9 protein-coding genes are annotated in these 15,079 nt (G+C 41.5%); 4 read left to right on the forward strand and 5 right to left on the reverse strand.

Annotated elements, in window-relative coordinates:
* Positions 1 to 43 precede the first annotated feature (43 nt).
* Together NOS7524_RS13315 and glcD are read right to left on the reverse strand one after the other, a co-directional pair.
* Positions 44 to 1,297, reverse strand: a complete 1,254-nt coding sequence (locus tag NOS7524_RS13315) for a glycoside hydrolase family 10 protein (protein WP_015138997.1) — start codon at positions 1,295 to 1,297, stop codon at positions 44 to 46.
* A gap of 298 nt (positions 1,298 to 1,595) precedes the next feature.
* The gene (gene glcD / locus NOS7524_RS13320; RefSeq protein WP_015138998.1) at positions 1,596 to 3,068 is read right to left on the reverse strand and encodes a glycolate oxidase subunit GlcD; all 1,473 of its coding nucleotides are present in this window, start codon (positions 3,066 to 3,068) and stop codon (positions 1,596 to 1,598) included.
* Between the two features lie 467 nt (positions 3,069 to 3,535).
* On the opposite strand from glcD, the gene NOS7524_RS13325 reads away from it, so the two are divergent.
* The gene (locus NOS7524_RS13325) at positions 3,536 to 4,264 is read left to right on the forward strand and encodes a Uma2 family endonuclease (RefSeq protein ID WP_015138999.1); all 729 of its coding nucleotides are present in this window, start codon (positions 3,536 to 3,538) and stop codon (positions 4,262 to 4,264) included.
* Positions 4,265 to 4,429: 165 nt separating this feature from the next.
* Here NOS7524_RS13325 and miaA read toward each other — a convergent pair whose 3' ends face one another.
* On the reverse strand, positions 4,430 to 5,326 hold the full coding sequence (gene miaA / locus NOS7524_RS13330; protein ID WP_015139000.1) for a tRNA (adenosine(37)-N6)-dimethylallyltransferase MiaA: 897 nt from the start codon (positions 5,324 to 5,326) through the stop codon (positions 4,430 to 4,432).
* Between the two features lie 415 nt (positions 5,327 to 5,741).
* Between miaA and gyrB the strand changes: the two genes are divergently transcribed.
* Positions 5,742 to 7,679, forward strand: coding sequence for a DNA topoisomerase (ATP-hydrolyzing) subunit B (gyrB, locus tag NOS7524_RS13335; RefSeq protein WP_015139001.1), 1,938 nt, complete (start codon positions 5,742 to 5,744; stop codon positions 7,677 to 7,679).
* A gap of 1,609 nt (positions 7,680 to 9,288) precedes the next feature.
* Complete coding sequence (rpoD, locus tag NOS7524_RS13340) at positions 9,289 to 10,461, forward strand: RNA polymerase sigma factor RpoD (protein WP_015139002.1); 1,173 nt, start codon at positions 9,289 to 9,291, stop codon at positions 10,459 to 10,461.
* A gap of 153 nt (positions 10,462 to 10,614) precedes the next feature.
* Here rpoD and NOS7524_RS13345 read toward each other — a convergent pair whose 3' ends face one another.
* Both NOS7524_RS13345 and gyrA read right to left on the reverse strand, forming a co-directional pair.
* Entirely contained in the window at positions 10,615 to 10,794 is a 180-nt protein-coding gene (locus NOS7524_RS13345) for a chlorophyll a/b-binding protein (RefSeq protein WP_015139003.1), read from the reverse strand.
* A 681-nt stretch (positions 10,795 to 11,475) separates the two neighbouring features.
* On the reverse strand, positions 11,476 to 13,983 hold the full coding sequence (gyrA, locus tag NOS7524_RS13350; RefSeq protein ID WP_015139004.1) for a DNA gyrase subunit A: 2,508 nt from the start codon (positions 13,981 to 13,983) through the stop codon (positions 11,476 to 11,478).
* Between the two features lie 366 nt (positions 13,984 to 14,349).
* On the opposite strand from gyrA, the gene NOS7524_RS13355 reads away from it, so the two are divergent.
* Entirely contained in the window at positions 14,350 to 14,754 is a 405-nt protein-coding gene (locus NOS7524_RS13355; protein WP_015139005.1) for a response regulator, read from the forward strand.
* The last annotated feature ends 325 nt before the right edge of the window (positions 14,755 to 15,079 follow it).

Genomic DNA, 15,079 nt, shown 5'->3' on the forward strand with positions numbered 1-15,079 from the left:
GGTGAATATCTCTAAGTTCCTGTCACCTGTCACCTGTCACCTGTCACCTATCCCCAGTCCCCCTGACTATTGTCAATGGCCTTTTAGCCTTAGCTGCAAATAACTCACCAAAAACCGTGCGACGTTCTTGTGGTGATTCTGGTGTGATGTAACCCCACAAACTTTCCCAGTAAAAAAATGACATACCAAAAAAAGAGCGATCGCGCACAGCTTCGACTTGTTCTTGAACCTGTGTAATCTGCACAGGACTGCGTAAAGTCCCTGTAGTAATCCCAATTGCCACAGGTATTTTAGTCCGAGCAAATTTCACTGATGGTTTTTCCAATTCCGCAATAAAACTACTTTTGCTATTAGTATAGACCTGCAAAATCAACTCATCTACTAAACCCTTTTTCACCCAATTCTCCCAATCTTGCAGGTAGTTTCTATAGGCAAAAGCTTGTGAGGTTGGAGACACAGATATTTTGATATTAGGTTTTATCCCTTTCACAACTCTATATATTTTTGCCATAAACCCAGTTATTTTATTGGCACGCCATTTCATCCATTCCGGGTCAAATGGGTCATTAGGAGGGATTTTTCCCTGATGCTCTTTTTGATAAATTTCAATAGTAAAGGGGTCATAACCAAACTGTACTGGCATACCAAAATGATCATCAACTTGAATGCCATCTACATCATAATTGCTCACAACTTCTACAATTAGAGACAAAATAAACTCTTGCACTTCAGGATGCAATGGATTCAGCCAGACTAACTTATTGGTAGGATTATTATTAATTTCTTCAGGCAGCATTTCACTAATAGTTTTTGCACCTTGTTGACCAGTTGTCAACCAGTCAGGATAACGCCTAGCTAATTCTGAATCAGGTGGTGCCATAAAACCATATTCAAACCAGGGAATGACAGTTAAACCTTGGGGTTTAGCTAGTTGTAATAACTTCCTTAAAATATCCTGACCACCATGCACAACATTTACCAAGGGCTGAACATCACTACCTGTAAATAATTTGGCTGTATCACTTTTGTAGAAAGTATATCCTCGGTTCCAAACTACAGGATAAATGGTATTAAAATTGAGTGCTGATAATTGCTTGATAGCCCTGTCAATCCCCCAAGGGACAAATAGTACACCACTAGCAACATTAGTTAGCCACACTCCCCGGATTTCGGTTGTAGTAGGTAGGCTATTTTTTTGTTGATAATCTGAGAGTGAAGGGTTAGAGAATATTGTTAAGCACAATACTAATTGCACACAAAATAAATAAAACAAGCAAAGTTTAGCCAACCGATTCATTTGTTGTTTTGACTTTGTTGGGTAGAGATTGTTATTGATACAGAATAAATCATTATTTTTCTGGGTAATGTAGAAATATCATAAAAACATACCAAGATATAAAGCAAAACCTATCACTTTATATCTTGGCTTGAATTTAGTTATAGGATAGTTAACAGTGAACTTTGTTCGTAGTAAAGGCTTCAGCCCTTATTCTTAAATCTCCAAAGGACTAAACTCCTCTCTTCTCTACGAGAGGCTGCGCCAACGAGACGCTGCGCGTAGCTTGCTTCCCCGGAGGGGTACACTACAAACTGTCTTAAAACCTCTCCACTCCTGCAAACTGCTGATTGCTGTTTTGATTTGCCGCCTCCCCACAAGTGCGCGGCGTAGGAAATATCTTGCCCGGATTAGCTAACCCTTGGGGATTAAATACTTGTCTTACCCACTGCATCGTTTCTAAATCAGCAGTGCTGAACATATCGGGCATATAGCACTTTTTATCAGCGCCTATACCATGTTCTCCAGAAATACTACCGCCAACTCTGACACAAAGTTTGAGAATTTCACCGCCCAATTCTTCCACTTTTTCTAATGCACCAGGAACGGCATTATCAAACAGAATTAGTGGATGTAAATTGCCGTCACCAGCATGAAATACATTGGCGATTTGATAACCAAATTTTTGACTTAATGCCTCAATCTCTTGTAATACATAGGGTAACTGCGTCCGAGGAATCACCCCATCCTGCACATAATAATCTGGGCTTAAATGACCAGCCGCCGCAAAAGCAGCTTTACGTCCTTTCCACAGCTTCAATCTAGTTTCCGGATCACTAGCAGAAGTAACATTCCGCGCCCCATTCTTTTTACAAATTTCAGCGACACGCTTTTTATTTTCTGCCACTTCGATTTCTAAACCATCAATTTCAACTAACAGAATGGCTGTAGCATCACGGGGATAACAATTAGTAGCAACCACATCTTCCACAGCATTAATGCTGATGTTATCCATCATTTCCATCCCGCCAGGAATTATCCCCGCACTGATGATATCAGAAACAGTTTCCCCCGCCGCTTCTACAGTGGTAAAGTCTGCCAACAGCACACAAATTGATTCTGCGCTCTTGAGAATTCTGAGAGTAATTTCTGTAGCAATCCCCAAAGTACCTTCTGAGCCGACAAAGATACCCGTCAAGTCATAACCAGGGGTTTCGGGAATTTGTCCCCCTAAATCCACAATTTCCCCTTCAGGTGTGACGATTTTTAAACCCAAAACGTGGTTAGTTGTCACACCATACTTTAAACAATGCACTCCGCCAGAGTTTTCCGCCACATTTCCCCCAATCGAGCAGATAATTTGGCTGGAGGGGTCAGGAGCGTAGTAAAATCCAGCACCACTAACTGTCTGTGTTACCCAGCTATTAATCACTCCTGGTTGTACGACAATGCGCTGATTATCTAAATCAACGCTCAGAATTTGCCGCATTAAAGAAGTAACAATTAAAACTGAGTCATCAGAAGGTAAAGCGCCGCCAGATAAACCAGTTCCAGAACCCCGTGCGATGAATGGTACAGCATACTGGTTGCATATCTTCACCACCGCCGCCACTTGTTCTGTAGTTCGTGGTAACACCGCCACAGCCGGACGTTGACGATAGCTAGTTAAACCATCACACTCATAGGTGATGAGTTCTTCACGGCGTTGCACTACCCCGTTTGTACCAAGAACAGCCTCGAATGCTTTGATGATGGGTTTCCAGTTACGTTGTTGTTTATCTTGGGTAAGCATAGATTTTTATTTAAAGCCTGGGTGGGTAAGTTTAATTACTATTGTGGCCAGAATAGCAGTTTAAGGGAATGAAGAGGCGATCGCTTACACTGGGTTGTACCAATGCAACAATATTCAGTATTCTCCATTACCGTTATCTTGTAAAAAATTAATTGATTACGAATGAGAATCTAACCTCAAATTTTGCACCTACCCGATATTCCGCCTCGGAATTTATTCCGAGGCTCATTTATTTCTTGGCAGGATGAACATCTGGTGCAAGATATCAATACAAGTACATTCTTATTAAGTAGGTCGGCGTAAATAATTATTGTTGGAATAAGGCAGGGGGCAGGGGGCAGGGAGCAGGGGGAGAAAGAGTTTGAGCCTTATTTACTTTTCTTCACATGGTTTGGTTTTATTGCACCGACTTACTTACTCTAATCCATTAACCTAGAAATAACGCTCTTAAATCAATGGATAAAATCATGGTTGAGCAACTTCTCATAAATAATGATGATTTCTATGTACCAGATGCCAACCTGCTAGTCACTGAAGATGATACACCTGTGGACAATTTTGCATCTGCCAAGCAACAACGCCTATTAGTCGGATCTCTTTATAGTTCTTTACAAAATCAGACTTTTTTAGCTGAAGCTAATGTTGGTATTTATCACACAGACAAACAGCCTGCAATTGTACCTGATGTTTTCCTCAGCTTGGATGTCCAAACTCCTGAAAATTGGTGGGAGAAACAAAATCGCTGTTATATGGTTTGGCGATTTGGTAAACCTCCAGAAGTCGTGATTGAAATTGTTTCTAATCAAGAAGGTGACGAACTCGGTAAAAAGCTGGGAATTTATGAACAAATGCGAGTCAGTTACTACATTGTTTATGATTCAACTCAGCAATTAGGAGAAAACATCCTACGAGTTTATGAACTTAGAGGCAGACGCTATTTTGAAACCTCTGAAACTTGGTTAGAACAAGTGGGTTTAGGTGTGACTCTTTGGGAAGGTGAATTTGAAGGTAGACAGGATATTTGGTTACGTTGGTGCTATCAAGACGGTAGTGTTTTACTAACTGGTGATGAACTCGCTCAACAAGAACGACAACGTGCTGAACAGGAGAAACAACGTGCTGAACAAGCAGAAGAACGCGCCCAATTACTAGCAGAAAGACTAAGGGCTATGGGAATTGATCCCGATACCCTGTAAAAATCTTTCATGCAGAAAACCTATAGAGAGACGTTTCATGAAACGTCTCTACATATTATTGGTGAGAGTTACTGAATGATGGGATGAAACTTGATGTATTTAAATCTCAACCTCCTCATTCTCTCTGCGCCTCTGCGTGAGACAAAAAAATCCTTATACAAAAAGTCAATTATTGATAAAATCTTCCACACGCTGCCAAACATTTTCCAACAAATCAGAATCATCCGCATCAAACCATTCAATTTGGGGATATGCTCTAAACCAAGTACGTTGGCGTTTAGCAAATTGTCGGGTATGCAAAACTGTTAATTCTTTGGCAGATTCTAAAGAAATTTCACCCCTTAAATATTGCTTGATTTCTTGATATCCCAAAGTATTTAACAAAGGCAAATCAGCACCATATTTTTGACAGAGATATTCAACTTCAGCCACTAACCCATCTGTAATCATTTGTTCAGTACGTTGGTGAATGCGCTTGTCTAATTTCTCTACTTCACAATCTAACCCAATCTGCAAAATCGGATAATTTGGTGGATTTTCCCCTTGTTGTGCAGAAATAGGTATTCCAGTTACATAAAATACTTCCAATGCGCGTAAAGTTCGCACGGGATCATTGGGATGAATCTTTTGTGCAGCCGTGGGATCAACTTGTTGTAATATGCCGTAAAGTGTAGTTTGACCCAGAGATTCTAACTGCGATCGCAATTCATAATTGGGTGCAACTCTAGGAATTTTCATCCCTTGGACAATTGAGCGTATATACAAACCAGTACCACCCACTAATAACAGTGGAGATACCGCCAGAGAATTAATTAAAGCTTGTGCTTGCTCTTGATAGTCTGCCACCGTCATAGTATCTTTGGGATCGCAGATATCTATCAAATAATGTGGCACTACTTTTTGTTCTGCCAATGTTGGCTTTGCCGTACCAATATTAAATTCCCGGTAAACCTGACGGGAATCAGCACTCAAAATCACAGAACCCAACCGCCTAGCTAAATTCACAGCCAAGCTAGACTTACCAGTCGCCGTAGCACCACAAATCACGATTAATTTAGTCATTAGTCAATAGTCCATAGTCAATAGGTGACAGGTGACAGGTGACAGGTGATAGTCAATCTCTACCTTGTCTCCTCTGCTCCCTTGCTCCTCTGCCCCCCTGCTCCTCTGCTCCCCTGCCCCTTAAGAGTCCCCATTCCCTTTTATGCTAAAATTTTGAGGCTTTTTGCTCTCTTTAGATTAAACGCTACAAGCTCTGATTTTCTCCTACTCAAAATCTCTAGAGTATGTTATAAATCTGTGAAATTTGAAAAAATCAAGGAATTAATCTAAAAAACTTATGGGGATACATCCCCTATATAAACTTCTCATAAAATTGCCCTACAGTCGTCATTAAGGCTTTTGTGTTAGAATCTTGGTGTGTTTTTGACTTTTTAGCCTTTGGGCGCTTTCAACCCCACGCATCAGGAGAAATTTCATGACGAGCAGTTACAGTGCCGATCAGATTCAAGTTCTGGAAGGTCTGGAAGCCGTCCGCAAACGACCGGGGATGTACATTGGTTCTACCGGGCCGCGAGGACTCCACCATTTAGTCTATGAGGTGGTAGATAACTCTATTGATGAGGCATTGGCAGGTTACTGCACTCACGTAGAGATCGATCTCAATGCTGATGGTTCCGTGACGGTCACAGATGATGGTCGGGGTATTCCTACCGATACTCACTCGCGGACGGGGAAATCAGCTCTAGAAACTGTGTTAACCGTACTGCACGCTGGGGGCAAATTTGGCGGTGGTGGTTATAAGGTTTCTGGAGGGTTGCACGGGGTTGGGATTTCTGTAGTTAACGCCTTGTCTGAAGTTGTAGAAGTCACGGTTTGGCGAGATAAAAAGGTTCACACTCAGCGATATGAACGGGGTGTTCCTGTAACTGAGTTAATCGCAAAACCCTATAAAGAAGCAAGAACTGGCACTTCTGTCACCTTTAAGCCAGATGTGCAAATCTTTACCACTGGGACTGAATTTGATTATCTGACTCTAGCTAACCGCCTGCGGGAATTGGCATATTTGAATGCAGGAGTAAAAATAACTTTTACTGATAATCGTCTAGAACTACTCAAAAGCGAGACACCCAAAGTAGAAGTCTACGAGTACAAGGGTGGAATTCGGGAATACATCGCTTATATGAACCGCGAGAAGCAACCACTGCATGAAGAAATTATTTATGTGCAGGGAGAACGTAATAACGTTCAAGTGGAGGTGGCTTTGCAGTGGTGTACCGATGCTTACACAGACAATGTGCTAGGTTTTGCTAATAATATTCGTACCGTTGACGGTGGTACGCACCTAGAAGGTTTAAAAGCGGTATTGACGAGAACCTTAAATGCGATCGCTCGCAAACGGAATAAACTCAAAGAAAATGATTCTAACCTCAGTGGTGAACACGTCCGCGAAGGTTTGACGGCGGTAATTTCTGTCAAAGTTCCCGACCCCGAATTTGAAGGACAAACTAAAACCAAACTGGGTAACACTGAAGTTAGAGGTATTGTTGATTCTTTAGTCGGTGAAGTCCTCACTGAATACCTGGAGTTTCACCCCAGCATCGCTGATTCTGTTCTAGATAAAGCCATCCAAGCCTTTAAAGCCGCAGAAGCAGCCCGTCACGCACGGGAGTTAGTGCGACGCAAATCTGTATTAGAATCTTCCCCGTTACCTGGGAAATTAGCTGATTGCAGTTCCCGTGACCCTGGCGAGTCAGAAATCTTTATCGTAGAAGGTGACTCCGCAGGTGGTAGTGCGAAACAAGGACGCGATCGCCGCACCCAAGCTATCCTGCCCCTACGCGGTAAAATTCTCAATATCGAGAAAACTGACGACTCGAAAATCTATAAGAATAATGAAGTTCAAGCTTTAATTACAGCTTTAGGTTTAGGTGTCAAAGGTGAGGAATTCGACTCTTCCCAGCTACGTTATCACCGGATTGTGATCATGACTGATGCTGACGTAGATGGGGCGCACATCCGCACCCTACTGTTAACCTTTTTCTATAGATATCAGCGATCGCTCATCGAACAAGGCTTTATTTATATTGCTTGTCCCCCATTATATAAAGTCGAACGGGGACGCAATCATGAGTATTGCTATAGCGATCGCGAACTGCAAGAAATCCTTGCCAAGTTCCCCGCTAACGCCAACTACACCATCCAACGCTTCAAAGGTTTGGGTGAAATGATGCCTGGGCAACTCTGGGATACCACTATGAACCCCCAAACCCGCACCCTCAAGCAAGTGGAAATTGAGGATGCTGCCGAAGCTGACCGCATCTTTACAATTTTAATGGGCGATCGTGTTGCACCTCGGCGCGAATTTATCGAAACCTATGGTTCTAAGTTGAATCTCGTTGATCTAGATATTTAATCTACTCAAAATTCTCCAGTCAACTTGTCAATGGGTAATTGGTTAATATCAATTACCCATTAATTTTTCCCAAACCCATACAGGACGAGGGGAAATTAGCCCATGCCCTATGCCTAATCTCAACAAATCATTCTATTGCCTCAGTCCTCTCCAATTAAATTTTTTTTGTTAAGCAAAATTGTTTGATAATATACATAAGCAATCATTAACTAAATGATCAGTTTTCTCAAATCACACTAATGCACAAAGCTGATTTCTTGTCAACTATTATTTTCCAACTGATTGAATACCTTTTATCATCGGCTGTTATCAAGTCACAAAAACCTTACTTTGTTACCTTTGGGCTAGTTACTCCTACAATCTCCAAGAGTATTTGTTAAGCTGGGTAAGAAAACTGCTGCATTCATCTGCCCAGTAGGGTAATCTTGTTTTCTTCAATATTGAAGATCACTAGATAAACACATTGACTCAGAAATCAGGGTATTCTACTTCACATTTATTTAATTTTTTTTGACAAACAGCCAAATTGAAAATTAGGTTAAGCTCCAAATTATGATCTGAACTATACTTCTGCTACTCACTCCAAGCAGGAGAAGATAGCCTGCTACTAACTTGCTAATGTATTGCCTCTCTACCTTTTTCACAGCTATGATTTTGTCTTTATTCGATAAAGTTTTGCTTTAAGTCAGCAAATATCTGTCATCTCAACTGTCAAATCCCTTTTGAATTGATTAAAATATCGTTGGATACAATAATCAAAGTTTGTCAAGGTTCGGAGGGTTGAAATCTCAGTAGTGCGCTAATGTGTGAATAAGACTAAATTCGTGAAATTTCAATTAACTGCCATCCGGCCAGTTTTCTTAACCCTTTACTTGCTAGTAAAGGCGTTTTACACGTAAAAAGTTAAGTCTCTCAAAGCAAAAACTATTTTTGTTGGTGTCTTTATTTCGTGGAAAGTCTCGCCCAATTCTCCGGACTGAGTTCTTTATGAAGGAAATGTAAAAATGGGTGCCTTCATGCTTCTGGACTCAGTTAATATAAAAGACGCTGTTTCTAGGTAATTCATGTTTTGCGGAATACCAGAAATTGTGTAAAGGCGGCTTTAAACTCCTGAAAATATGAAGACAGTACCACGACAATTGCTAAAAGCTTTAGAGAAAATTTAAGGGATTCACTACCATTTTTAATGTCTTTTTGATAGTAGTGCCTTTACCTTGTGTAATGACTTCATGATTAACACCCAAAAAGAGTGCAATTTTTGTGAAACAGGCTACAATCGGAACAGTCTTTATAGGAAAATATGCCAACAGTCATAAATCATTTGTATGAAGTGGTAATTTTTTTTATCAAGACGAGTTTTGTTTGAGACAAGTCAATTAACAGTGTTTGCTACAGCAACACTTTTGGCTGGTATTGGGTGAGGAAGTCAGCATTAACTGCTACTTTTCACATTTGAGAAGAAATTCCTCCTTTGGCGAGGAAAAACTTCCAAAAAACATCAGGGAAACCCATCTAAAACTTTATTGTCGGTTGTTAACTAGCTCAGTTTAAAAAGAGCAGTAAACACATCTTGAGTAATTGATTCTGCAAGGAGCATGAGGAACGCGGCATGAACCAGGCTAACAACGTACTCGATAGCATTTATCAGCCTGATCTAGAAATAATGAATCAGCCTGAGATCGAGTTAGAAGACCTCTTAATTGAAGAAGATGAGGACTTACTACTTACCGATGACGGCGACATTGATGAGTTTTTAGAGCCTCAGTCTGATGAGGACGACGCAAAGTCTGGAAAAGCCGCTAAATCGCGTCGTCGGACACAAAGCAAGAAGAAGCACTACACCGAAGATTCGATTCGTCTGTACTTGCAAGAAATTGGTCGGATTCGTCTGTTGCGGGCAGATGAAGAAATTGAATTAGCCAGAAAAATTGCTGACTTACTCGAATTAGAAAGGATACGGGAAAGACTTTCAGAACAGTTAGAACGTGATCCTCACGATAGTGAATGGGCAGAAGCAGTACAATTACCGTTGCCAGCTTTTCGTTATCGCCTGCATCTTGGTCGCAGAGCGAAAGATAAAATGGTGCAGTCAAACCTGCGTCTGGTGGTTTCCATTGCTAAGAAGTACATGAACCGGGGCTTGTCATTCCAAGATTTAATTCAAGAAGGTAGCCTGGGTTTGATTCGTGCGGCGGAAAAATTCGACCACGAAAAAGGTTACAAATTCTCCACCTACGCTACATGGTGGATTCGTCAGGCCATCACCAGAGCGATTGCGGATCAATCTCGTACTATCCGCCTCCCGGTTCACCTCTACGAAACCATCTCCCGCATCAAGAAAACTACCAAGTTGCTGTCTCAAGAAATGGGACGCAAACCCACAGAAGAAGAAATCGCTACTCGCATGGAAATGACCATTGAGAAATTGCGGTTCATTGCTAAATCTGCCCAGTTACCCATTTCACTAGAAACACCGATTGGGAAAGAAGAAGATTCCCGCTTGGGTGATTTTATTGAATCCGACGGTGAAACCCCAGAAGATCAAGTTTCTAAAAATCTGCTCCGGGAAGACTTAGAAAAAGTCCTCGACAGCCTCAGCCCCCGCGAACGCGATGTCCTCAGACTCCGTTATGGTTTAGATGACGGTCGGATGAAAACTTTAGAGGAAATTGGACAGATTTTCAACGTCACTCGCGAACGGATTCGTCAAATTGAGGCCAAAGCACTCCGTAAGTTACGCCATCCCAATCGCAACAGTGTACTTAAGGAATATATTCGTTAGTCAATAGTTAATAGTCAATGGTAGAACTTTTTTACTCTTGACTATGGACTTTGGATTATTGAATCAAAGCAATAAAGAGCCTGGGAGTTTGATATTCTCCCAGGTTTTTTATTTATCTCTTGATTATTGCTAGGCAATCTGAAATTTTAAAAATTACAGAATACCCCAGAAATGTAGGAAACCCTGACCAGAAAATAGTTCAATTAATACAGCTGCTAAAAAGCCGATCATTGCCAAGCGACCATTCCAAATTTCTGCTTGGGGAGTAAAGCCCCAACGCCAAGCATTACGATCTTCGATTACAGGAGCAGTAATTTTTGTTGTGTCTGTCATGATTGGCACTCCAAACTGAGTTTGCTAAGGATTATTGCCTTATGTAAATTAATATAACAATTATTTTCAGAAATGCAACATTTATTTATGCTTTTGTTGACATAAATTAAATGCTATGGTTTGGCAAAATCCAGAAACAGACTTATACATCTATCTTTTGGTAGAAGGCTAGGTGTCAGGTGACAGGTGTCAGGTGACAGGTGACAGGTGACAGGTGACAGGTGACAGGTGACAGGTGACAGGTGACAGGTGACAGGTGACAGGTGATAGGTGATAGGTGATAGGTGATAGGTGACAGAATTGAAAGCCTTTTATTGTAAAGGTTTTAGGATTGTTGGCTGTCCTAATCTATATGGCTACTGCTATAGTAGTATGAAAAAATATGTATATTGCAATTATTTATCAACTATCTTAGCAGATTAGCTGTAGTTTGCGCTATATAAGCCCAAAAAATAGATATTTATAGGATTTACCATGCTTGCAAGCTAGTAAGTATATTGCTATTAATTAGCATTAATCTAGTGTCAACGCAAATATTCTTTACTGGCAATGGGAGTTTCAGAGTTGGTAGGGTGCGTCAGCACAAATAATTTCTCGGTAAGTCAAGGGTTTTTCTAGCTGACGCACCCTACATAGATATTGCATATTTTTTATTTGGAACTCCCTACCAGTAAAACGGTATTAGGATGAGCGTACTTCAGCGACAGTGATGACTTTTTCATCACGGTTGAGTTGCAGGATGCTTTCACCTTTACCATCTCTAGCCAAAATAGGCACGGCATCTATGGGTATTCGCACTACCCGCTCTTTATTAGTCACCAATGCCACTTCGGTAGTAGCGATCGCCCCGACCATACCAGCCAGATTATCTGTATTGCTGGTAAATTTCAGGGCTTGCGTACCTAAATCGCCGCGATTAGCTGACTTTAACTGATTTACAGGTAAGCGTTTGGCGTATCCTTGTTCTGTAACTAGCAATAGATGCTCTGCTTGCGCCGCACTCACACAACCTACCATTTGTTGATGTTTGAGTAGCCGTAATGCTTGCAAACCCATTGCTGTCCGACCCATCACTGGTAGTTGTTCATCATTGACGGGGAAGCGCAGCAACCGCCCACCAGAACTAGCTAAAATCAAATGCTCTCCTGACTTGATGAACTGAGTTAATAACAATTCATCATCATCTTTGAGTTTGACAATTGTTATTCCTCGCCGTGTTAAGTTGGTCAGTTCCCCTAAAGACAAACGCTTAATTCTACCCTGCTTTGTCAACAGAATAATTTGCTGAGTCTCCAAATCTGCTGGCAAGATAAAACGGCTAACCACTGTTTCTTGAGTACCTTGAGCTGTACTTGTCAGCATGGTAATCAATGGTGTCCCCCGTGGGGAACGTCCAGTAGTGGGGGGAATATCTCCGATTTTTACAGGGTAGAGTTTACCACCACTGGTCAGCACTAATAACTCTTTGTGGGTATCGGTTAACTCAGTGTGAATAATGAAGTCGTTATCATTTAAACCGTTGTCTAATTTGGCCTTTTTCCCAGATAGCTGAATCCGACGGAGATAACCCCGTTGGGTCGATTCTAAAATTACTTCTTCCGCAGGTTCGGCAAATTCCTGTTCTTCTTCAGTAACATTGAGGCTTTTTTGTCTGTCTACGCTTTTGCTTTTTGGTAATTCCTCTGAAATGTTAGTGCTAATCTTAGTACGTCGAGAATCGCCGTATTTCTTTTTGAGCGATCGCAGGTCTTTTTTCAAGGCTTTGAGTAATTCTTTGCGATCGCTCAACAGTTTTTGCAATAAAGCGATTTGCTCACTCAGTTGTTCAAATTCACGCTGTAAATTTTGCTGTTCTAAACTGGTGAGGCGGCGCAACGGCATCGCGAGAATAGCATCAGCTTGACTTTCACTTAAATCTAGTCGGCTACACAAACTCATTTTCGCCGTGCTACCATCAGCAGCCTGCCGCAAAATAGTAATGACTTCATCCACATGAGATAAAGCTGTGAGTAACCCTTGGACTGTATGCAACCGACTTTCTGCCTTCCCTAACTCATAACTGTAGCGACGATTAAGTGTTTGTTCTCGGAAGTGCAGAAACTCTAGTAACAGTTGCCGTAAACTTAACTGGCGGGGTTGGCCATCAACTATAGCTAACAGAATTGCTCCAAAGTTAACTTGTAAAGCTGTTTGGTGATACAAATGCTGGAGAATTTCCTGGGGATTGGTATCGCGTTTGAGTTCAATCACAACTCGCATCCCTTCGCGATCGCTCTCATCTCGAATGTCAGAAATCCCATGCAGGCGACTTTGATTTACCAAATCAGCAACTTTTTCAATCCAACCTGCCTTATTGACTTGATAGGGTAACTCAGTCACAACAATGGCTGTGCGTCGCTTGCTCCCTCTAGCTGCGGGAATTTCCTCGATTGTGGCGACTCCCCGCAAAACAATGCCACCCTTACCTGTGATATATGCTTCCCGAATCCCTGCTTCACTCACTATTTCCCCCCCAGTGGGAAAGTCAGGTCCTGGAATTAACTGCAATAACTTGTCATCTGATAAATCTGGTTGATCGATGAGGGCAATCAAGCCATCGACAATTTCCCCTAAATTATGGGGGGGAATATTAGTCGCCATGCCAACCGCAATTCCGGCACAGCCATTGAGTAACAGGAAGGGCAACTGAGCAGGTAAAACCGTTGGCTCTTGCTGAGAATTATCAAAGTTACCAACAAATTCTACAGTTTCTTCCCCAATTTCTGTCAGCATCCCCTCATGGCTAATCGGTGCTAGACGGGTTTCAGTGTAGCGCATCGCCGCCGGTGGGTCATTATCAACGCTACCAAAGTTGCCGTGTCCTGCCAGTAAGGGGTAACGACTGGAAAAATCCTGTACCAGTCTCACTAAAGCATCATAAACTGCTTGATCGCCATGAGGGTGATATTTACCTAACACATCCCCTACCACACGAGCGCATTTTCGGTAGGGTCTATCGGGTGTCAAACCTAATTCGTGCATAGCGTATAAAATCCGCCGATGCACTGGCTTTAAACCATCGCGCACATCTGGTAATGCCCGCCCCACAATCACACTCATGGCATATTCTAGGTAAGACCGTTGCATCTCGGTGTGCAGGGCTGTTGTGATTACCTGTCCCGTAGAGAGAAGGTTTAACTGTTTTGCCATGAGTTTTTTCCCTGAGATTGAACTACATAAAAGTCGCTGGCACTAAACATTGCAGCAAACACAGCATAACGGATGAAATGGAATTCATAACACAATTTTGATTATCACCGAAGAAAAAGCCGTAGTATTATCCTTGATGACAGGTATGTACATAGACTATTAAAAAGGATACAGTTAAGTGATTTAATCTAGTTGTTATCCACCGTTGCGGCTCTAGTTTGCCTAGTGTTCCGTAACCAAGATGCTAACCATGATTTCATTTGCAATTTTCTAGACTTACTCCTTTGGGGAAGCAAGTTATGCGTAGCGTTCTTGAAGGGTATTTTAAATTAATTTGTCCTCCTGACTTCTATAGATAAAATTCTCATGAAAACTGTTTTAATTGTCGAAGATGATCTGATTAATGCTCGTGTTTTTTCTAAGATTTTGACTAAACGGGGTGGTTTAGGTGTCAAACATACCGAAAATGTGGACGAAGTAATGCAAATAGCCCAATCGGGAGAAGCAGACCTGATTTTAATGGATGTTTCTCTGTCTAGAAGTGTTTATCAAGGCAAATCAGTTGATGGAATTAAGATTACTCAGATGTTAAAGTCTGATCCACAAACAGCAAATTTGCCTGTGATTTTAGTAACAGCACACGCGATGGAAGGCGATCGCGAGAACTTTCTCCGGCTTAGTGGTGCTGATGATTACATTTCTAAGCCTGTTGTAGACCATCAACAATTCGTTGACCAAATCATGGCACTTCTCCCCACAGACAACCACTGAAAACTTTAGACATTCTCTGAGGAATATTCACCACTTGGTGTTTTTGGTGAACATTTTTCATCCGATAGTATATATGTACCATATTATGAATCCTCATGCGTAAATTCCCCGTCGCAAAAAACAGGGGATATGAGCGAAAAGCCTAATACATTTAATTTAATGTATAATTTGCAACAAAAAAGTAATAGGTAGTGATTTTTAGCAAGTTCCGATACACAGATGTAGAGACGTTGCAATGCAACGTCTCTACCAACCATTTTGTAGATAAATGAGGTGTTATCCCCTATTCACCGGATTTATTTTCTGTTGTGTCAATGTGCTTGAT

The sequence above is a fragment of the Nostoc sp. PCC 7524 genome (genome assembly GCF_000316645.1).
Classification (GTDB): Bacteria; Cyanobacteriota; Cyanobacteriia; order Cyanobacteriales; family Nostocaceae; genus Trichormus.

Coding starts and splice junctions, on each gene's coding strand:
- NOS7524_RS13325 (WP_015138999.1), top strand. CDS start 3,536: ATGGTTGAGCAACTTCTCATAAATAATGATGATTTCTATGTACCAGAT.
- gyrA (WP_015139004.1), bottom strand. CDS start 13,983: ATGGCAAAACAGTTAAACCTTCTCTCTACGGGACAGGTAATCACAACA.
- miaA (WP_015139000.1), bottom strand. CDS start 5,326: ATGACTAAATTAATCGTGATTTGTGGTGCTACGGCGACTGGTAAGTCT.
- glcD (WP_015138998.1), bottom strand. CDS start 3,068: ATGCTTACCCAAGATAAACAACAACGTAACTGGAAACCCATCATCAAA.
- NOS7524_RS13355 (WP_015139005.1), top strand. CDS start 14,350: ATGAAAACTGTTTTAATTGTCGAAGATGATCTGATTAATGCTCGTGTT.
- NOS7524_RS13345 (WP_015139003.1), bottom strand. CDS start 10,794: ATGACAGACACAACAAAAATTACTGCTCCTGTAATCGAAGATCGTAAT.
- rpoD (WP_015139002.1), top strand. CDS start 9,289: ATGAACCAGGCTAACAACGTACTCGATAGCATTTATCAGCCTGATCTA.
- NOS7524_RS13315 (WP_015138997.1), bottom strand. CDS start 1,297: ATGAATCGGTTGGCTAAACTTTGCTTGTTTTATTTATTTTGTGTGCAA.
- gyrB (WP_015139001.1), top strand. CDS start 5,742: ATGACGAGCAGTTACAGTGCCGATCAGATTCAAGTTCTGGAAGGTCTG.